The following is a 20,344-nucleotide window of genomic DNA, read 5'->3' as shown; positions in this document are numbered from 1 at the left end:
ACCGTTTGCTTGGAAAGGAGGCCGGGACATGCTGGTGTTTACTGAGGAGAATATACGCAACATTCATACGGTTTCCATCGATACGACGCTCGTGCAGGCACAGAAAACATTCGACGAGTTACATGAACCTGTATTGTTTGTTAAGAACAAAGAAAAACTGCTGGGCTATGTACGGGCGCATGATGTGGTGATTGAGACTGAATCAGATATGGACGCTGAACCACTTACCCTTCTGCATGCGAACATCGTTCCGATTCATTTCGCCTGCCATGTGTACTGTGATGTGGCCGTATCTGATGTGTTCAAGCTGCTTGGAGAAGAAATTGTCATTGTAAGAAATCATCATGATGAAGTATGTGGCTACTTGCAGCGGGAAGATATTCTGATTGAGCTTCTGCGACAGGATGACCATAACATCGATTTGTTCCGCACCATCCTGGCTTCAATTCCGATGGGGATTTTTGTAGTGGATAAGCAGGGAGACATTATTAATCATAATGATGCCGGTCTGCGTATGATCCGGTGCGAAGGACAGAAACTGCCGAGCCGACGGGCCACCGATATTTTCGGGGCAGAACAGATCTCATACGTGCTATCAAATGGGAAAGCAATTCTCAATCAGCTTCATGTAACACAAGAGATGGGGATTCTGGCCGACTATAGTCCGATTCTGAGCGTTGATCACGAGGTGAAGGGTATTGTGATCGTCGTTCAGGATTTGCCGATGATCGAAGACATGGTTATGGAACTTGACTATGTGAAAAACTTGAATAAAGATTTGAAAGCGATTTTATCGACCATTTATGACGAGATTCTCGTCGTCAATCATAAAGGGGAATTGATTCGCTTTAGCGATAATAATACGCTGCATGCACAGGCGGCAAACGACCTTGGTACCGGGAGTCTCGTTGGCAAAAATGTGCTGGAGATGGAAGATCAAGGGACGTTCAATCCGTCTGTTACTCGGCTGGTCTTAGAACGCAAGCGGAAGGTCTCGATCATTCAAGATATGGAGAATGGACGCAAAATGCTCGCAGTGGGCAATCCGATTTTTGATGAAGATGGGAACATCGAGCGTATCGTAATCGCATCGCGGGATATTACCGAGACGACCCGTCTTAAGTCGGAGCTGCGGGAGATGAAGAAGCTGTCGCGGCAGTATAAGGAAGAGCTAGAGAGCTTAAAGAGCCGCCATACGCTGAATCGAAGTGTTGTGTACTGTAGTCCGAAGATTGACCGGATTATACGAGAAATTGAAAAAATTGCTCGTTTCTCTTCTACGGTATTGCTGACGGGAGAATCGGGAGTAGGGAAAGAAGTTTTTGCCAAAGCAATTCACCAGCTTGGTTCTCGTGCGAATGAGCCATTCTTGAAAATAAATTGTGGTGCGATCCCTGAACACTTGCTGGAAAGCGAATTGTTTGGGTATGAGAAGGGAGCGTTCACGGGAGCTGACCCGAAAGGCAAGGTGGGCTATTTCCAGAAGGCAGATAAAGGGGTACTGTTCCTTGATGAGATTGGAGAAATGCCGCTGTCGTTGCAAGTGAAGCTCCTGCGTGTTCTACAGGAGCGAGAAGTCATCCCAGTTGGCAGCACACAGCCGATTCCGATTGATGTACAAATTGTAGCGGCAACGAATAAAAACCTGGAGAAACTCGTAGAAGAGCGCAAATTCCGCGAAGATCTGTTTTATCGTCTGAATGTCATTCCGATTCATATCCCACCGTTACGGGAGCGGCCGGAAGATATTCCGGTGCTGGCGTATTCATTTCTGCAGCGGCTGAATGAGGCGCACGGACGTGACATTCAGCTTAGTCCAGATGCACTTAATTTGCTGGAAGTGTATTCGTGGCCGGGGAATGTACGGGAATTGCAAAATATTATTGAACGCGCGGTCGTAACTACTGAGGATGAAATCATTGCAGGGGAGCATGTGAATCAGTTTCTGCAGTGGAAGCGGGCTGCAGTTAAAGTGCGTCCGATTATTACGAGTCTCATTCCGCTTCAAGAGGCGCTTGATGATGTGGAGGAGCAGCTAATCATTCTGGCAATGGAACGGTACAAAACAACCACCATGGCGGCTCGGGCACTTGGAATTAGCCAATCGTCCGTAAGTCGCAAGTACCAAAAAATTCTTCAGAAGCAAGCGGGACTTCGAGCGTGAATAAAGCATGTGACCTAAGACTTAATTTTATAGAAGTGTCGATTTATGTAACGATATGAGATCGTTTGTTTCTTTAACTTGCTAAGCAGATGCGATATATTTTGGTTTGTTGCATAAGCATATTGCTAACACAATGATAGAAGAGCAATCTGCAAGGAGATAAAGAGATGAACGATTTCGGTTATATTTTTGAGGGCAGGAACTTTGCAAGCTTCGATGAGATGGCAGAAACATTATTCCATGAGGCGAATGAGCGGATTGTACGAATGGACATGGGCGAGATACAAAATACGCAAGAAGAACGGACCTACATTAAATGGCGTCTTGTTCATATGCAGGCCTGTTTTCAGAAAGAGATCCCGAATCGATATCGGTCTATATACAATTCGCTCTGGAGTCAGCTGTACCGGCTAGAACACGAGGTAAATTACAGGCATCCGTATGCAGCTTACTTGTTGGAGCGGGTATTCACGAAAACAGATGAGCGTGTCGGTAGTTAGACGCTATTTGTTGGAAGGAAAATAAAAGCCGCACGCTGTTTTTCTAGCAGCTGTGCGGTTTTTTTGTGCTTATATGCCTTTCATAAACGGAGTGATTATTTCTTTTACTTTTTCTTGCATAGCAGGAGAGAGTTTGGAGAACATCGCCATCATCTCCATCATAAGCTCCGGTGTCATTTGAAAATCACTGTTGTTTTGCACAAATTGTTTTGCTTGGTTTGCCATGCCTTCTAGCAGGACTAGTTGTTCTTTCTCCGGTAACTGGAGTGCATTCTCAAACATTTGCTTGAAAAATTGAATTTGTTCTGCGTTCATATGGTGATCCCCCTATTTTTGTTATGCCGAATGCTTCTATTGTACATTCCACCTGCGAATTACGCAAAACATGGAGATTGTGCTGTTCGGCATTCTGGATACTTTAGTAGTTCCTGTAAAATACTAAACCATGTATGCAGTATCGGAAAGTAAAGGGGGAGATAAATATGGATGATCTTCAATTAGCTCGTGCGATGTTTGGTACGACAATGGCTTTCCATATTATTTTTGCCACGCTCGGTGTTGGCTTGCCATTTATGATTCTGACAGCGGAGCTGATGGCGCGGTGGCGCAAGGATAAAGATTATAACATTATGGCACGACGCTGGACGAAGGTGGTTGCAATTCTGCTTGGTGTCGGGATTCCATCAGGTACGATTGCCGGCGTACAGTTGTCGCTCTTATGGCCGGGGTTTATGGAGATTGTCGGGAAAGTAATTGCGCTTCCTTTTCAGATTGAAATTTTTGCGTTCTTGCTGGAAGCGTTATTCATGTCGATTTATGTGTATGCGTATGACCGACTTACAAGTTCGATGCGTATTACAACAGTTACATTAGTAGCAATTGGGGCGCTGGCCTCGGCTGTGCTGATTACGAATGTCCATACGTTTGAAGGAACGCCAACAGGCTTTCGGATTGAGAATGGAGCGGTCGTCGATGTTGACCCGTGGAAAGGCTTTTTTAACCCAACGTTCGCAGTGAGTGCGGTGCATGTGTGGTTCTCGGCGTATATGACGGGAGCATTTGCGGTTGCATCTACAGCGGCATATAAAATGCTGAAAAAGCGAGGGATTGTAGCAGAGTTTACGTTTCATCGTAAAGCGCTCATGTTATCGCTTGCTCTCGGGGGCATATTCTCGTTGCTAACAGCGCTGAACGGGCATGAATCAGCGCAGTCGCTGCATAAGCACCAGCCTGAGAAGCTGGCCGCGGCGGAAGGATTATTTGAAACACAGCGGTATGCACCGCTAACTCTTTTCGGATATACCGATCGAGAAGCGCAGAGGGTGAAGTACGGGATTGAAATGCCATGGATGCTCAGTTTCTTAGCAGGCAATCGATTCGACACGGAGGTAAAGGGGTTGAATGAGTTTCCTGAAGCTACCTGGCCGCCGCTCTACATTCATACGTTATTTAATGTTATGGTCATGATTGGTAGCTTGCTCATTGTGTTGTCACTAGCCGGGTTCTTCTGGCGGCATGGGCTGAAGCGGGAGATGTTTCCGCGCTGGTTGATGGCGATCTTTATTGCATCAGGACCTCTTGCCATGATCGGCATTGAATTTGGCTGGATTTTTGCCTGTACAGGTCGCCAGCCATGGGTATTGTACCGGGTAATGCTGACGGCGGACTCGATGACTCGCTCTAGCAATATTGGGCTGTTATTTATGCTTTTTGTCATCGTGTACGTCATCCTAGCTGTCGCGACAATTCTTGTGCTGCGCTACTATTTCCGCCGCCATCCACTTACAAATGAATTAAGTGCATCTGGTGCGGCGTAAAGGGGAGAGTATATGACGAATGAATTAATTGCAATTACGCTATTGTGGCTGTTTGTGTTCGTCTACTCGGTAGCGGCATCGATTGATTTTGGTACGGGGTTTTGGTCGATGGTATATCGTAATCAGGAACAGACACGTGCGACGAAGATTGCCAACCGCTATTTGTCGCCGTCCTGGGAAGTGACGAATGTATTTGTTGTGCTGATCGTGGTTGGATTAGTCAGCTTTTTTCCGGGAGCGACATTTACGCTCGGTACGGTACTGCTTATACCGGGAAGCTTAATTTTGTTGTTTCTAGCTGTTCGCAGTGCATTTCTGGTCTTTGCCCACAGTGTGGGTCACTATGAAAAAACGTTGACCACTATATCCGGGATCAGTGGGATTTGTATTCCGGCTCTGCTAATTTTGGTGCTTCCGATTACGCAAGGGGGATTCATCTCGCTGGGAGCGGGGGGAGAGCAGTTGTTGCTCGGTACTCTTTTGACTAGTTTCAGTGGATTGGCCTATATTCTGTTTGCGGTTACGAGTACATTGTTTCTCTCCTCGCTTTTGCTTGCGGATTATTCGCACGTGTCCAATGAGCCGCAAGCATACCGGATTTATCGTCGGGATGCGGTGTTGAACGGCCCGCTTGCTTTTGCAGCTTCCGTGCTTGTGCTGCTATCGATTCGCCGGGATGCGGACTGGTTGTATGCAGGTCTTCTGGAGCATCAGGTGGGACTCGGCCTCTCTATCGTTTTATTTGTGCTTGGCTATTCTGCACTCTGGTGGCCCAAGCGTCATGCTGTCGGTCAGGTAGGCTGGCCGCGTGCGGCGGTGCTGCTCATTGTAGCACAGTATTTATTTGCCAGCTATGCGTACGGCAAAGCACATTTGCCATACATCGTGTACCCGCATGTGACGATTGAGTCAGGCTTTACGCATCCGAGTACGTTTCGGGCACTGTTTGCATCCTATATCGTTGGGTTTGCGATTTTGACACCGGGTTTTATTTTCTTCTGGCGCATGTTTATGAAAGACAAACAGTATCTTCGCCAGCAATAAGGTAAGGCGCAAATAAATCAGAATGAACAGGGCTTGAGGTTCTATAGCGGCCCTGTTTTTCTTATGTATAGATAGAGGACAAACAAAGAGAATAGCGATGATGCTTGAAGATGGAGTCATTTTTGCTTGTTTACAAATCAGATTCATTCCGTTATACTTTTCACGGATAAATCGTAATGTATCTTATTTTGTTGTATATAGTTGAAAAAAGGAGGAGTCGGAAATGAAAGGATATAGAAAAGTTTTGTGGGCAACCACTACTTTTATGCTGGTACTGATGTTTTTTCTAGTTGGCTGCGGTCAAAAGAATGGAGCAGAGTCGCAGGGGGGATCAGGTAAGATACTTGTATATACAAGTCTATTCCCGGTGTACAGTTTTGCCAAAACAATCGGGGGAGATCATGTAGAAGTAAAAAGTATTGTGCCCCCAGGAGCAGAGCCGCATGATTTTGAACCATCTCCTAAAGATTTGGGTGAGCTGAACGAGGCTAAGCTGTTTGTTTATAACGGTGCAGGCTATGAAGCATGGATTGAGAAAGTCGGACAGAATCTTGACAAGTCCAAGACAAAAGTGCTCGATGCGAGCCAGGGAGTGCAGCTGCTTGCATCAACTGCAGATGATCATGAAGGACATGCAGCGACAGACGGTCATAAGGAAGATGAGCATGGGCATGAACTTGGCAAATATGACCCGCATGTATGGCTAGACCCGATGCGTGCTAAGCAGCAGGCGCAAAATATTGAAAAAGCACTCATTGAGATTGATCCGGTTCATAAAGCTGATTATGAGAAAAACTATCAGGCGCTGGCGGCTGATCTCGATGCAATCGACCAACAGTATAAAGATCTGGTTGCAAAAGCGGGCAAGAAAGAACTGGTGGTATCACACAAAGCGTTCACGTATTTGGCAAACCGCTATGGACTGGAGCAAATTCCGGTATCCGGACTTTCTCCATCACAAGAACCAACGCAGCAGCAGCTAAAACAATTGATTGATACGGTAAAACAGCATAATATTAAATATGTTGCGTTTGAAGGACTTGTAGAGAATAAAGTAGCGCAAGCAGTGCAGCGCGAATCTGGTGCAGAAGCGGTGACACTGTACACGCTGGAGAATGTAACAAAAGAGCAGCTTGACGCAGGGAAAACCTATGGCGATCTTATGCGGGACAATCTGCAAACTTTGAAAAAGGTGCTGGAAGTAAAGTGAGTGAATTAATTCTTGATGTGCAGCATATCTCTCATCAATATGAAGCGCGGCCGGTACTCGAAGATATTACCTTCGGGCTTCGGCGCGGTGAAATGTTAGGGCTTGTCGGACCGAATGGGTCTGGCAAGTCCACGTTGTTAAAATTAATTTTGGGTGTGCTTCCGCTGACAAATGGCACGATCCATTGGTTCGGTCAGCCGCTTCAGAAATTCGATGCGTGGCCACGCATTGGCTATGTATCGCAAAAGGCGAACAGCTTTAACTCGGGCTTTCCGGCGACTGTCTTTGAAGTGGTCATGATGGGGCTAACTGGCAAGCTGGGGCTGTTCCGTCGTCCGGGACGCGCTGAGCGGGAGAAGGTACAGCTGGCGATTGAAACAGTGGGGATGGGCGAGTTTGCTGACCGTAATATCGGGCGTTTATCCGGCGGTCAACAGCAGCGTGTTTTTATCGCCCGTGCGCTTGTAAGCGAACCGGATGTGCTTATTTTGGATGAGCCTACAGTTGGGGTAGATGCGCAGTCAGAAGAGAGGTTTTATGAGTTGCTGCAGCGTCTCAATCGTGAGCGAGGCATCTCCATGATCCTTGTATCGCATGACCTGGGTGCTGTTAGTACGAAAATGCACTCGATTGCCTGTTTGAATCATAAGTTGTTTTACCATGGAGGAGCGAAAGAGTTTGAAGAAAACCGTGCGGAAATTTTGCTCCGGTCGTATGGACATGATGTACATGTGCTGCACCATGACCATCACCACGACCATTAGAGGAGAGTAGGAAACATGATAGAAGCAATCTTACATTATACGTTTATGCAGAATGCACTGTTGTCGGGGCTGATGATCGGGTTGGTTGCCCCATTAATTGGTGTATTTCTGGTCGTGCGGCGGTTGTCGCTGATTGCGGATGCGCTCTCGCATATTACACTCTCCGGCGTGGCGGCGGGTCTTTTACTTGGACAGAGCATCCCGTTTTTTCAAAGTGTCAGCCCGATTTATATGGGGATGGCATTTTCTGTTGCGGGTGCATTTATGATTGATAAGCTGCGTGCTGCCTATCGATTCTATCAGGAGCTGGCGATTCCGATCATTTTATCGACCGGAATTGGCTTGGGTGTCGTGCTTATTAGCTTAGCGAATGGATTTAATGTCGACTTGTTCGGATATTTGTTTGGAAGCCTGCTGGCGGTGACACAACAAGATGTGATTCGCGTTATGGTCGCGAGTGCAATTGTGATCGTGGTGGTCTGGTTGTTTTATAAAGAGCTGTTGTATTTGTCGTTTGATGAAGAAGCAGCGCGTATCTCAGGTGTGCCTCGCGGCGTAGTTAATGTGATTTTCAGTATACTTGTGGCGATTGTGATTAGTATCTCGATGCAGGTTGTCGGGATTTTGCTCGTGTCCGCACTGATTACGCTGCCGGTCGCAGCAGCGCTGCAGCTAGCGAACAGTTTCCGTCAAACGTTTGTCTATGCGATCTTGTTTGGGGAAATATCGGTGATCTCGGGTTTAATGCTGTCATACACATTTAACCTGGCGTCAGGCGGAACGATTGTACTGGTTGCTGTGCTCTTGCTTGTTATCGTACTATTGGGGAAAAGGGTGCGTAACTCTTAGATAAAGGCGGTGAGAAGTAATGACTGTCGAGCAGGCATTACAGCTTTTGAAAGAGAAGGGATATAAGTATACCGGCAAACGGGAAGAGATGGTACGTATTTTTGCGCAGGAGAAGCGGTATATGTCGGCACGCGAGATGTTGTCGCGTATGCAGAAGGAATATCCGGCACTTAGTTTTGATACGGTGTATCGGAATCTTACGTTGTTTGCAGATTTGAACATTGTCGAGGTAACGGAGCTGGGTGGGGAGAGAAAATACCGGTTTCGTTGCTCGATGGATGAGCACCATCATCATCTGATTTGCCTGTCGTGTGGAAAGACGCGCCATATTCGATCATGTCCGCTGGATGGAATGTTTGGCGAGCCGGACGGGTTTCGGATTACGGATCATAAATTTGAGATTTATGGCTACTGCTCGGATTGTGAGGAGAGCCGTGTGTGAAACCCCTTGATATATAAGGGGTTTTTGTTTTTGTCTTTGACCACAAGCTGCTGAAAATTCCCGTTTGACCACCTTTAGTAGACTAAAGCGACTTTTTTGCACTGACGCTATCTTGAGGGGGTAGTGATCCATGATCGTGCGAGTTCGAGTCTCGCCGACCGCATCATAGAAACGCATGAAAAAAGCAGCCCTGTGTTCTCTGTTGAATTGAGAGCGCAGGGCTGCTTTTTTATTTCTTCACCGAACAAAAAATGCCGATCTCGTTTTACATATATTATTCTAAATGGCACAGAAGGTAGGAGAATATCTGGAAATGAAAGCTGGAAGGGGTTGGTCGTCTGGCTGATACGGTCCGAGAAGCAGCAGGGATGAAGAAGGTGAACGTATAAAAGTTAAAAATCGTAGCGCTGGTGTAGCGTTATCAGTCACCAAATGCTTAAGCAGCCAAACGAAAGAATAACAAAAAGGAGCTAACTCATAACTTTTTGAGTTAACTCCTCTTTAAAAGTTAGTTGTATTCTTATTTTACAGCTACCAATTCACCCTAGTCGTCGCCTGCTTCATGGTATAAATATCATTTGCCTGCTGTAGGAGTAGGAAATTTCATGACAGTTGCTCTACCATTGTTCCCATCGTCTGTAAAAGCGACATATGGCGTACCCTTATCGATGGCAAAGGAAATACTATAAGCAGGGCCGGATGAGAAGGCTCTGATTCCAACAAGATTCCAACTTGAGTTTGTGTTGTTGAATTTTAAGACGGTCGCTTTATTATTTTTCCCTAGATCCTGAAAGGCGACATACGGCGTACCCTTATCAACAGCAAGGCAGAGATTTGTAACTGTATAGGAGGACAAACCTGTAGTTTTAATGGGCTTCCAACTTGAGCTTGTGCTGTTGAACTTCATGATAATTACTTTGGCATTCTTGTCGTCTGCAAAAGCGATATAAGGCGTACCATTATCGATAACAAAGGAGACGTAAGCAGGACCGGTAGAGAAACCTGCAGTTCCGACAGGCTTCCAGCTTGAGCTTGTACCGTTATATTTTAGTACGGTCGCTTTATAATTGTTGTTCCAATCTGAAAAAGCTAAGTAAGGTGTACCTTTATCGATAACAAGTGATGGGTCGACGGCGGTATAGGCAGATAAACTTGTGGTTCCGATCGGTTCCCAGCTTGAACTTATGCTATTGAACTTCATGACAGTCAGTTTACGATTGTTTTCCCACTCCTGAAGAGCGATATAAGGTATACCCTTATCGACAGCAAGAGAAAACTCATCAGCAGGGTGGGGAGATTCCCCAAGGGTTCCGACCAGTTCCCAGCTTGAACTTGTGCCGTTAAACTTCATAGTAGTTACTTTATTGTTACTCTTGTCTTGAAAAGCGATATAAGGTGTACCGTTATTGATAACAAGAGAGAGATTGTAAGCAGGACCAGGTGAGAAGCCTGCGGTTCCAACTAGTTCCCAGCTTGAACTTGTAGCATTAAACTTCATGACAGTCGCTTTATGATCATTTTCCCAATCTTGAAAAGCAACATAAGGTGTACCATTATCGATAGCAAAAGAGGGTTCGCGGAAAGGACTAGCAGAGAAACCTGCGGTTCCAACAGGCACCCAAGATGGTTTTGCGTACACTATATTACCAGATGAAAACCATGTAAACATTGAAAATAAGACCGTAACAGAAAGAAAAAACGAATAGATTGATTTTATTCTTTTCATTAAATGCCCCCCCTAATTAAACAAACTAGAAACAAATATTAAACAGCCTCGTCCTCTTTCTTTCTGGTATGTGATTCTGTAGCTTTGTTTTAAAATCAATTTAAACGAAAAAATCAAAGTGCATAATTGTAAGTATATAACAAATGCTGAAAAATGGAAATCCATATCGAATATTCTATTATATAGTTGTTTTTATGCTTTCACTTGACTACTGGTATTGTCACAAGTCAAATACAAATAAGGAGTGAGATAAGGAAGGAATCTTGCTCCCACTTTAAGAGGTAGCAAATATTGAAGGCACCTTTTAGTATGTTAATTATAAAAAGCAAGTTTCATGCTAATATAAAAACTAGGTATTCTCTAAAAAACATGCGTTTTCATCAGAGTGTTTTATGGAAATTTAAGTTTTTTGTGCTTACTTGCATTTATACATTCTTTTCTGCACTATATCGTATGTTTTTTTCTTACCTGGGCATAAGATAAAGGTAGGTTAGAGGAGAGAAAGAGTTTTCGATGATGAACATGCTTCCTTTAACCACTGATCAAATATTTGACCACATTGACCACAAAAATGACCACGCACATATGTCAGAGGTGTTAACTGATGTAATGAGCATTTCACCAAAATCCTTATAAATTAAGGATTCATCGCACATCAATAATTTATGATAAGTCCACGAAATACCCGTTTTTTAAATTTGAGATTTATGGCTACTGCTCGGATTGTGAGGAGAGCCGTGTGCGAAACCCCTTGATATATAAGGGGTTTTTGTTTTGACCAGCTTTAGTGTGCTAAAGCGAATTTTTCGCATTGTTCATCGCCTTCTTTATGTGAATAGTGTGGATAAACTTGTGTATAACAGAATATACGTTCTGATTTATGGTGAAAAAGAAGAGCCCTGAAGGGGCAAAGAATTTTGATGGAATGACTATACTTTTTTCATTTTCTTTAACAATGCATCACGGTGGTCTTTTGCTTCTTTTCCAGAATGATCGTCACTCTTAGCAGCTTTATTATACCAGCCTAAAGCCTTTTGATAGTCTTGTTTAACATCGGTTTCTTTTTCATATAAGGAGCCCATAAGAAGCTGTCCTTGGGTCCCCTTGTTCTGCAGCTTTTAGACATAGCTGAATTCCTTTTTCGTAATCTTTTTCAACGCCTGTTCCTTTGAGATATGAATAGCCGACCATAAATTGAGCATAAGAGCTTTCTTCTTTGGCTGCTTCCGAATAAAGCTCAAAAATAATTACCTACCTAGCATATAAGGCGAGTAGAGCAGTTAATCATTTTGATACACAAGCTGAAAATATTTTTCCACTATCTTTTCAGGGTATCCAGTAATTTGCGATATGTTAGGAAAGACTTATACTTCCCGAAAAAGAATTTTCTGAGATAGTTAAAATAATATCTTGCTTGTAAATTGTTGATTTGTTTTAAAAAAGTCCTAAAAGAGAAACTTTTCTACTGGCTGGAATCCTTTAGTTTTTGCAAATTTCATGTTGTGCTTAAAATTACTCATGGCATCGGAGCAATCGATAGAGTCAAGGTTCAAACTTTCTAAGATACTTCTAGTGATGCAAGTTGATAAAATAACCTCCTGCTTCTCATGACCAGTTGCACTGTCAAGAGATTCACCAACCGCATGGATATACACTTCTTCAAGTGGTAAGATAGCGAACATTTCACGCGCTACACGGAGTAAACAACTGCATACATAGTCTTGATAGATGTCATAAAATTGCGTTTTAGTCATTTTCTTAATAGAAAGTTTCCCGGTTTTCGTCAAAGACTTTACTTCCGCTGGGATAACCTCATCAGAGTTAACATACAATGTTACTTCTGATTTTGTCGGGAAAAGCGAAACTTCAAAATTACTTCCTACATGATCGAGCTCTTCAAAAGGGGCGAATTCGTTTAGTACTTGAACATAGGAATCTAGATCCTGTTGAATAACTGAATGAGAGAGTTTTTTTAACGCCTCCCATTCTTCGTATTTTTGATTATCAAGTTGTTTTGCTTCTTCTATCGCATTTTTTAAATCGGAAAGTTTGGAGTCTGTTCGACCAAAAATTTTATCAATAAATCCTGGTTTATAATTATCAAGCTCATTCTGAGCATGCAGTTCATTCGGTCCGGGATTCCCATGCAAAAAAGGTGGAGGCATCTGATTAAGCTGCTGCCAGCTAATTGATGGTGAGCATTCTTTATGCATAGACTTTAGTAATTCTATTTGATTTTCGTATACATCTACTTCATATTGAGCTAGCTCTAATTCAGCCATACGTTGAGCTTGCCGCTGCTGTAGTTCAGTTTGTCTTCTTCGAGCAGACCTTGAAGGACCAAGAGAGGTAGTATAGGATAGACCGGTGCCAGGAATTGAAGCAGTAGCACGCGCACCCCCAGGTCCTACACCTACCCGCAGCCCTTTTACTCCTGCACTTACTCCAAGACCACTCTTAGAAACACTTAATCGAATACCGCCACCAAGGTTAATGCTTTTTCGAAAGTTAAACCCCATTTAGTCCTATACCTCCATCTTTAGCGTAAAACTCTTCTAACGTTTTTCCCTCGACTACTTGTGCACAAAACACAAGGTTAGTAATTGAATTCGCTCAGCAATAGGGAGGGAGTGAAGATGAATTTGCCGATGTGATTCTTTTTCACTCCTTACAGCTGAAAACTAGCGCCCAAACTTTTTAAAAGTATCTTCCAAGTCATTAAGTGTAGGAGTTATTTCTTCTGTTGCCTGCTTGGATTCTTCATGCAGTTAAATCTCGATAGAGGAGTTGCAGTTCGGACAAATCACGACGTTTTTTGGTCCGAAAAATGCCAAAAAGGCAACTGGAAATTGATGATTGCAACCAGGGCAATTGAGGTCAACTTGTAGGTTGCTAAACAAAGATTCTAAATCCATATTTACATCTCCTGTCTATCTGAACTTGGAAGAAAAGCCACTCGCTAAAGTAATCGTTCCTCCTATAACCAAAATTCGATAGGTGAGTGGAAAATCCTACAAGGAAGGAGCAATCTTTATGAAAGCAGGCCTTATCAAAGCCGTGTTTCGCGAAAAGATCAACCAGGCGATGGCAGAGATCAAGGAGATGCTTGCCGGTGCCGAGTTTGTAGATGGCTAAAAAATAAAAACACCCCTTTAGATCAAGAGGTGTTACAAAGATTAAGCTCTTACAGCGCTTTCGAATTTGCCTTTATGATCTCCGTTACAGAAAGGTTGATTCGTTGAAAGTCCGCAACGGCATAAAGCAGCCGGTTGTTTGGTTTCGATCTTGTTTCCTTCGCCGTCGAGTAAAGTAAACTCGCCAGATACTAAGAAATAAGCATTGTCCATTACCTTAATTTCATCCATATTTTTCACCTCCCTATACCTAACTTTTCAAAAGGTAAGGAAAAGTATGCATCACGGAAATGAAAAGCAGCTAAGGAGAGTTGGTTGCCTGTCAGTGCTAAGTGTGTTGGCAGGTGGCTCACAACGCGGTGATTTTGCGAAAGGTCGGATGAAAGTATACAACTCCATTTTTTATGTAACTATTTAGCATGCTAATAGTTACATAAAAAATGGCATGCTAATGGTTTCCCATGTTAACATGCCATCTCAAGGAGTTAGGAGAATATACTGCGGGGTGATTTTACCTACCATTCTATCATCCTGTATCAGCATACTCTCGCTATTATCATATGCAATATGAAAAAAAACGAACGAGACAAACTCTATACTTGAGCAATAAAACTACAATATTTATATAAATGAGGGTGTGAAATAAGTTTCGTAATACAGCAATTTTACACATAAAAAAGCCGACAATAGTCGGCAAAAGTGAGTGTCTATTCCTTCCTTATCAAGGAATAGAGGGAGTAATGATACGTCACTGTTATATACGTGCAAAAATGTAAAAAGGTTTCAAAAAAGGAGCCGGCACATTGGCTAGCTCCATTAGGGGGAGTAAGAAATTCGACTTGCTTTACTATACGTTGTAGATGGATAAGAGTTTCAAAAAATGATAAGGGAGGATGAGAAGAAGTGAATAGGTATTCCGGGTGATTATTCGGTTGCGTTACAGTTGCAGGTGAATCGTTCTTTTTGTCGAACAGATGCACAGGAGGTGCTGGAAGGGTGGTCTATGTTAATTACAGTCCTTTAATCGATATAACAAAGGAGTTAATGTATTGTATACTACTTCCTTTACAGTTAGTGTAGTGTAAATGATCATATAAAAAATGCAGCTCTGTAATTCGAATTACATTTTCATCTTACATATCCTGTTAGAATATATTTATCAAGGGTAATACAGAAAGGAGGTTTTGATATGATTCCGTCGCTTCCTAGATTTTGGGGAGGAAAAGGGAAAGGTCCTCTCAATATTACAACAACCCCTTCTCAAACGTTCGCGCAATTGCTCAAACAGAATGAGCAGTTAAGAGTTGCTGCTACAAAGTAAGTTCCAACCAGAAAGGCTTGCCTCTATGATTCATGAGGCAGGTCTTTTTCTTTTGCAAACAAAAGCCCTGCATTTTCGCAGGGTCAAATACTTTTCTTCATACTGCACTCTCTGCATTCTCTAAGGAAAATCGTATCCTTAACAGAGCTTTTGAAATGGGCGTTACCACAATTATCACAGCGCCCACTGACAGTATCGGGGTACTCTTTGTAGTCATAAACAATGGTTGTGTCATAACCGTTGTATTTTTTATTGGCTTCGGACAATATAAATCGCCTCCATGTTAGGTGTGACTTCTACATCATATTAGGTAAATAGTGAGGAAGGTAGGTTCCGTTTTAAGAAAGATGGTCTTTTGTTTTATACATGTATATTTTTTCATTGTACATAATAAATAAGGAAAATGGAGGGATAAGCATGAAAGAAAAAGTTATTACGTATCTAAAAGAACAAGAAGTTCCAAAAAGTCGCGAAGAAATTGCAAAGGCAACAGGAATGAGCGATAAAGAAATAATGCCTACTGTTGATGAATTGCTCAAAGCTTACAAAATTGAGATGGTTGGGACCGAAAGTGAAAAATATGTAGTTAGGCAAAAACATTAGCACCCATCGCGGTGCTTTTTCTTTTGCATAACCTTGTGTTGTAGTTGCAGGTGGATACGGTACGCTGACTGGGCTTGCTTTGACCACATATTTGTCATATATTTTGCTGCGGGATACAAGGACAACCCACCTCTATATCGAATAGAAAATAGAGAAGGGAAGGTGGTCTCCATGATCAGAGTAATAGAGAGTCGTAGTGATGCTGTTGTAGCGATTGAAGTCAGTGAAAAGATAACGAAAAAGGACTTCCATGGTGTTGAGCAAGCTTTCCGGGAAACAGCTAATCGTTATGGAAAGATTCGAGTGCTGATGATGGTCGGAGAATACACTGGAGTTTCCTGGGACTTCATTTTAGAAGATATAGAATTTAATAAGGAATTCTATAAGTATTACGACAAAGTTGCTGTAGTGAGTGATCAGAAGTGGATGAAGCCGATTATTAAAATAGAAGATTATTTTATTAAAGCTGATATGAAGTACTTCGATCTTGAACAACAGAATGAAGCGTGGGAATGGATCACACAAGAATAAATAGGTGAGGGAGCAGCGAAAAGCTGCTCCTTTTTATTTTGCCCAGAAGAGCATATGTCCCAGTAAATCAACCGATTTGTTCCAATTCGAAATTTACATCGTGATTCTATATAATAAAGAAATACATAACAAAAGGAGTGATGTACATGAAACAGCAAGCAACCCCGTATCTCACGTTTAATGGTGATGCTAGAGAAGCATTAGAATATTATAAGGATGTTTTTGAGGGAGAGGTATTAGGGATCCAAACTTTTGGACAGGCAGACTTTCCTACTCCTCCAGAAATGGATAACAAGATTATGCATGCTCAATTTAAAAAAGATGATTTATTTATAATGGTTTCTGATACATTTTTAGGTCAGTCGGTTGAAAAGGGAAATAATATTTCACTAGCTCTTGAACTTGAAAGCGAAGAAGAAATTCAGAAATTGTACAATGCTTTAAGCCAAAAAGGTTCTGTTTTAATGGAGTTACAGGATACTTTTTGGGGCGCAAAATTTGCTAAGGTTAGGGATTATTTCGGAGTAATATGGGACCTCAATTACACAAAATCTAAACAATAGGGAAGTACACATACTCCTAAAAATACGATTCCCCACTGCCCTTTCGGGCGGTGGGGATTTTTTGTTTCAGGATTATAAAAAATTGCATAATTGAGGGAACGAAACAAAAAGGGCCGACACAAAGGTCGGCTAAGTTAAACGTTCTATCACCTCAGAGAGGATGACTAAATCATCTTCTACTTCACTATACTGTACCCGTTCGAAGAATTGTATGAGGGAATTCCCTCAAATTGAGAGGAGAGGTAGATAGATAACTGACTGTCTGTGATAACGAGGAAGAAGTCAGTCCGGGGAAGATTTTATAAGATACCAGTAAAAAGGTGGTGATTAGCCCCTCTTTTTCCGTAGTATAAAAATTTTTTAATTAATTTTTTAATACTTGTTTAGTATTTCATTAATTGAATTTCAGAAGCGTCTAGTAGTATTTGAACTGTGAAAGACATTAATAAACAAATGCATCAGGAGGCACAAAACATGATGAAAAAATTAGCAACACTACCATTGGCTTTGTCTATTTTAGGAACAGGTTTAGCAGGAATCGCAAATGCGGCACCGATGCCAGGTGCACATGAACATGAAGCATATGCAGCTCATGTACAACACCAAGGCGGATTCTTAACACAGAAAGAAGCTAGTGATATTGCATTGAAGCATTGTGAGGGAACAGTACAGAAAGCTGAATTACGACATGAGAATGGACTTGATGTGTATGCGGTCCATACCATTGATAAGTACGGAAAAGGACATGATTTCAAAGTTCATGCGAGAGATGGGAAGCTAGAGGAAGTAGCCGTACAACAACAAGTAAAATTCTTAACGCAGCGAGAAGCTACTAATATCGCATTGAAGCATTGCGAAGGAAAAATCCAAACCGTAAACTACGATAACGGACTTGGTGTATATGTCGTTCACATCCTTGATAAGTATGGAAAAGGACATGAATTCAAAGTTCATGAGAGAGATGGAAAGCTAGAGGAAGTAGCCGTAAAACAGCAAGTAAAATTCCTAACAGAGCGAGAAGTTAGTGATATCGTATTGAAGCAGTGTGAGGGAACGGTACAAAAAGCTGAATTACGACATGAAAACGGACTTGATTTGTATGCTATTCATGTCCTTGATAAGCATGGAAAAGGACATGATTTCAAAGTCGATGCAAGAACAGGCGGTTTTTGCAAATAATATAAAATCGTGACGTGTAAAAAGTATTTACTACAACCAATACAGTAAGATATAAAACTCCCTTTACAATATTCGGAAGGGAGTTTTATATCGTATAAAAAATTAATAACCGGACTCTTGAAAATTTCTGTTCAACCCTTAGTGTGAGGATGGTTGCTTGAAAAACTGGGCATCATAAGAGTATTCATATCCATGAGAATGAATGGAATATACTTACTAAACAAGTGGATTTTTTAGGTATTGATTATATAGCAGTATGATTACGAGGAGTAAGTGATATGAGGGAGATTCTAATAATAGAAGATGAAGAAGAATTAGCTCAGTTTATTTTATTAGAGCTGGAATATGAGGGATTTTCAGTTACGGTTTCAAATGGTGGTAGGGAAGGGTTGAAGCTAGCTTTGGATTCGGATTGGGACCTTATTTTATTAGACATCATGTTACCTGATCTAAATGGTATTGAAGTATGTAGAAGAATACGAGCGGTCAAGGAAACTCCCATTATTATGGTAACAGCAAGGGATAGTGTTTTGGATCGAGTTTCGGGTCTGGATAATGGTGCAGATGATTATATTCTGAAACCCTTTGCCATTGAAGAATTACTTGCTAGAATGCGCGTTATTTTTAGACGACTAGACAAAGAGAAACAATTTCAATCACATCTTACATTTAAAGATTTACAAGTAGACATTTTAGGCAGGATAGTGAAACGTGGAGATGAGGAAATAGAGTTAACAAAAAAGGAATACGATTTACTTATCACATTTATTCAAAATATAAATCGGGTTTTAACGAGGGAAGTGCTGTTAGAGAAAGTATGGGGCTATGATACAACGGTGGAAACAAATATAGTAGATGTGTATGTTGGACACTTACGGAACAAGCTTGATTCATCAAATGGTGAGGCGTATATCCAAACGATTAGAGGAATGGGATATGTGATGCGTTAATGAAAAATTTAAATCTCCCTATTAAGTATAAGTTAACGATATGGTCCTCTATGCTTTTGGTGGCTTTATTTTTAAGCTATAACTTACTACAGTATGTTGTGATTAGTAACTGGACGCTTGCTCAAGATACAAGAACAACAATACGAGAAATGAACCAAGTAAAAACGTATTTATTCCAAAAATCAAATTCATCTGGATTAACAAAACAGATGGTATACGAAAGCAAGAAAACACTAGAAAGCAATAACAGGCCATTTCAAGCAATACGTATTATAGATGGAAATGGACATGTATTATTACAGGTATCGAATATATCAGTAGATCAAATAAAACCTAAAAAAGTAAAGGATACCGAGCTATATAATTTTCAATTGAATGAAAGGCATTTTCAGATTATACGTAGTCCTATAAAGATAGACAATGCCGTAGGAACAATAGAGGTTATCAGGGATATAGAGTTCTTTAAAGGATTATTTCAGCAAGTTTTTAATGTCATGATTATTGCAGGAATTATCTCCATCATATTAAGTTGGATGGGGGGGATGATTGTTTCTAAGCAGCTATTAAAGCCTGTCAAAAATATTTTGGATGCCATGAAGAAAGTTAAGAAACATGGGTTGCATGAAAGAGTTGCCCTATATGGACAAAAGGATGAGATTTCTGGAATTGGCAGAATGTTTAATGAAATCATGGATCAACTTGAAGAATCATTTTTGCAGCAAAAGCAATTCGTGGAAGATGCATCCCATGAGTTACGTACGCCAATTTCAATTATTCAAGGCCATCTACAGTTAATAAACAGATGGGGAAAATATGAACCACAGGTATTAAATAAATCACTGAATGCTTCCCTTAAGGAGTTAGATAAACTAAGTCATCTCGTTTCAGAACTTTTAGAGTTGTCTAAGGCAGAATTGGAGGAGCATAATGATCAAACGGAATGGATTAATCCTATTCCTATTATCGAAAACTTGATCAAGAATTTCAGGATTGTTCATAGTGAATTTGAATTTGTTGTTGAAGTTACTGAGAACAAAGAGTATTTGATTCAGATACAAACGAAACATCTAGAGCAAATTTTAACCGTTTTATTGGACAATGCTGTGAAATACTCGAAGGAAAATAAATGGATAAAATGCTCGGTAAAAGCAACGGGAAATCAATTTTTAATTGAGATACTGGACAAAGGAATAGGGATACCAAAAGAAGAACTACCATTTGTTATGAATCGCTTTTACCGCGTCAATAAAGCGAGGACGAGAAAAGAAGGGGGATATGGATTGGGATTATCTATAGCTCAGCGATTAATAAAGAAATACAATGCGGCCATTTTAGTCGCAAGCGAAATAAATGAGGGTACGTCTGTTATGTTACAATTTCCCTGTAGGTCTCCGGAGTATACGGGATTGGATCATTATGATAATTAATGCTAAAGTCAATAACAAAAAAAGGGTGTGCCTGGGCACACCCTTTAAAAATGACAACTTTTTCAACGTAGGAGAAAAAATTTGAGTTGTTTATGTTTAATTACTTTCACAGTTCAAATT

General features: G+C 41.5%; 22 protein-coding genes. 15 read left to right on the top strand and 7 right to left on the bottom strand.

Annotated features, from left to right (window positions below):
• Positions 1-28: 28 nt before the first annotated feature.
• Positions 29-2,164 carry a sigma 54-interacting transcriptional regulator gene (locus PO771_RS17705; protein ID WP_272560958.1) on the top strand — a complete coding sequence of 712 codons (2,136 nt, stop codon included), beginning with the start codon at positions 29-31 and terminating at the stop codon, positions 2,162-2,164.
• Between the two features lie 167 nt (positions 2,165-2,331).
• Complete coding sequence (locus PO771_RS17700) at positions 2,332-2,664, top strand: hypothetical protein (protein ID WP_272560957.1); 333 nt, start codon at positions 2,332-2,334, stop codon at positions 2,662-2,664.
• A 69-nt stretch (positions 2,665-2,733) separates the two neighbouring features.
• On the opposite strand, the gene PO771_RS17695 is transcribed toward PO771_RS17700, so the two are convergent.
• Complete coding sequence (locus tag PO771_RS17695; RefSeq protein WP_272560956.1) at positions 2,734-2,979, bottom strand: hypothetical protein; 246 nt, start codon at positions 2,977-2,979, stop codon at positions 2,734-2,736.
• A gap of 167 nt (positions 2,980-3,146) precedes the next feature.
• On the opposite strand from PO771_RS17695, the gene PO771_RS17690 reads away from it, so the two are divergent.
• The 6 genes from PO771_RS17690 (at position 3,147) to PO771_RS17665 (ending at position 8,790) form a co-directional block, all read left to right on the top strand.
• Positions 3,147-4,481 (top strand): cytochrome ubiquinol oxidase subunit I, encoded by a 1,335-nt coding sequence (locus PO771_RS17690; protein WP_272560955.1) that lies wholly within the window; start codon positions 3,147-3,149, stop codon positions 4,479-4,481.
• Between the two features lie 12 nt (positions 4,482-4,493).
• Positions 4,494-5,525 (top strand): cytochrome d ubiquinol oxidase subunit II, encoded by a 1,032-nt coding sequence (locus tag PO771_RS17685; protein WP_272560954.1) that lies wholly within the window; start codon positions 4,494-4,496, stop codon positions 5,523-5,525.
• 223 nt (positions 5,526-5,748) lie between these two features.
• Positions 5,749-6,735, top strand: coding sequence for a metal ABC transporter substrate-binding protein (locus PO771_RS17680; protein ID WP_272560953.1), 987 nt, complete (start codon positions 5,749-5,751; stop codon positions 6,733-6,735).
• The gene (locus tag PO771_RS17675) at positions 6,732-7,499 is read left to right on the top strand and encodes a metal ABC transporter ATP-binding protein (protein WP_272560952.1); all 768 of its coding nucleotides are present in this window, start codon (positions 6,732-6,734) and stop codon (positions 7,497-7,499) included. Before PO771_RS17680 ends, PO771_RS17675 begins: the two co-directional genes overlap by 4 nt.
• A 15-nt stretch (positions 7,500-7,514) precedes the next feature.
• Positions 7,515-8,348 (top strand): metal ABC transporter permease, encoded by an 834-nt coding sequence (locus PO771_RS17670; RefSeq protein ID WP_272560951.1) that lies wholly within the window; start codon positions 7,515-7,517, stop codon positions 8,346-8,348.
• A gap of 19 nt (positions 8,349-8,367) precedes the next feature.
• The gene (locus PO771_RS17665; protein ID WP_272560950.1) at positions 8,368-8,790 is read left to right on the top strand and encodes a Fur family transcriptional regulator; all 423 of its coding nucleotides are present in this window, start codon (positions 8,368-8,370) and stop codon (positions 8,788-8,790) included.
• A 574-nt stretch (positions 8,791-9,364) separates the two neighbouring features.
• On the opposite strand, the gene PO771_RS17660 is transcribed toward PO771_RS17665, so the two are convergent.
• The 5 genes from PO771_RS17660 to PO771_RS17645 form a co-directional block, all read right to left on the bottom strand.
• Positions 9,365-10,516 carry a hypothetical protein gene (locus PO771_RS17660; RefSeq protein ID WP_272560949.1) on the bottom strand — a complete coding sequence of 384 codons (1,152 nt, stop codon included), beginning with the start codon at positions 10,514-10,516 and terminating at the stop codon, positions 9,365-9,367.
• Positions 10,517-11,445: 929 nt separating this feature from the next.
• Positions 11,446-11,631, bottom strand: coding sequence for an SEL1-like repeat protein (locus tag PO771_RS17655; protein ID WP_336297960.1), 186 nt, complete (start codon positions 11,629-11,631; stop codon positions 11,446-11,448).
• Positions 11,582-11,761, bottom strand: a complete 180-nt coding sequence (locus tag PO771_RS19500) for an SEL1-like repeat protein (RefSeq protein ID WP_422665019.1) — start codon at positions 11,759-11,761, stop codon at positions 11,582-11,584. The genes PO771_RS17655 and PO771_RS19500 overlap by 50 nt, the downstream gene beginning before the upstream one ends.
• Before the next feature lie 200 nt (positions 11,762-11,961).
• On the bottom strand, positions 11,962-13,035 hold the full coding sequence (locus PO771_RS17650; protein WP_272560947.1) for a DUF4236 domain-containing protein: 1,074 nt from the start codon (positions 13,033-13,035) through the stop codon (positions 11,962-11,964).
• A 657-nt stretch (positions 13,036-13,692) separates the two neighbouring features.
• Positions 13,693-13,881, bottom strand: coding sequence for a CDGSH iron-sulfur domain-containing protein (locus PO771_RS17645; protein WP_272560946.1), 189 nt, complete (start codon positions 13,879-13,881; stop codon positions 13,693-13,695).
• Positions 13,882-14,839: 958 nt separating this feature from the next.
• Here PO771_RS17645 and PO771_RS17640 point away from each other — a divergent pair.
• Positions 14,840-14,971 carry a hypothetical protein gene (locus tag PO771_RS17640; protein WP_272560945.1) on the top strand — a complete coding sequence of 44 codons (132 nt, stop codon included), beginning with the start codon at positions 14,840-14,842 and terminating at the stop codon, positions 14,969-14,971.
• 83 nt (positions 14,972-15,054) lie between these two features.
• On the opposite strand, the gene PO771_RS17635 is transcribed toward PO771_RS17640, so the two are convergent.
• Entirely contained in the window at positions 15,055-15,237 is a 183-nt protein-coding gene (locus tag PO771_RS17635; protein ID WP_272560944.1) for a DUF8096 family protein, read from the bottom strand.
• Between the two features lie 151 nt (positions 15,238-15,388).
• On the opposite strand from PO771_RS17635, the gene PO771_RS17630 reads away from it, so the two are divergent.
• The 6 genes from PO771_RS17630 to PO771_RS17605 all read left to right on the top strand — a co-directional run bounded on the left by PO771_RS17630 (position 15,389) and on the right by PO771_RS17605 (position 20,224).
• The gene (locus tag PO771_RS17630) at positions 15,389-15,574 is read left to right on the top strand and encodes a transcription initiation factor IIE subunit beta family protein (RefSeq protein ID WP_272560943.1); all 186 of its coding nucleotides are present in this window, start codon (positions 15,389-15,391) and stop codon (positions 15,572-15,574) included.
• 171 nt (positions 15,575-15,745) lie between these two features.
• Entirely contained in the window at positions 15,746-16,105 is a 360-nt protein-coding gene (locus PO771_RS17625) for a SpoIIAA family protein (RefSeq protein WP_272560942.1), read from the top strand.
• Positions 16,106-16,251: 146 nt separating this feature from the next.
• Entirely contained in the window at positions 16,252-16,668 is a 417-nt protein-coding gene (locus PO771_RS17620; protein ID WP_272560941.1) for a VOC family protein, read from the top strand.
• A gap of 474 nt (positions 16,669-17,142) precedes the next feature.
• Positions 17,143-17,847, top strand: coding sequence for a PepSY domain-containing protein (locus PO771_RS17615; RefSeq protein WP_272560939.1), 705 nt, complete (start codon positions 17,143-17,145; stop codon positions 17,845-17,847).
• Between the two features lie 278 nt (positions 17,848-18,125).
• Positions 18,126-18,797: a response regulator transcription factor gene (locus tag PO771_RS17610; protein ID WP_272560938.1), complete on the top strand. Its 672-nt coding sequence runs from the start codon at positions 18,126-18,128 to the stop codon at positions 18,795-18,797.
• On the top strand, positions 18,797-20,224 hold the full coding sequence (locus PO771_RS17605; protein WP_272560937.1) for a HAMP domain-containing histidine kinase: 1,428 nt from the start codon (positions 18,797-18,799) through the stop codon (positions 20,222-20,224). The genes PO771_RS17610 and PO771_RS17605 overlap by 1 nt, the downstream gene beginning before the upstream one ends.
• The last annotated feature ends 120 nt before the right edge of the window (positions 20,225-20,344 follow it).

The organism is Aneurinibacillus uraniidurans, from assembly GCF_028471905.1.
GTDB lineage: Bacteria > Bacillota > Bacilli > Aneurinibacillales > Aneurinibacillaceae > Aneurinibacillus > Aneurinibacillus uraniidurans.
The sequence above is the reverse complement of the archived record's forward strand: the minus strand, read 5'-3'. Positions and strand labels throughout refer to the sequence as shown.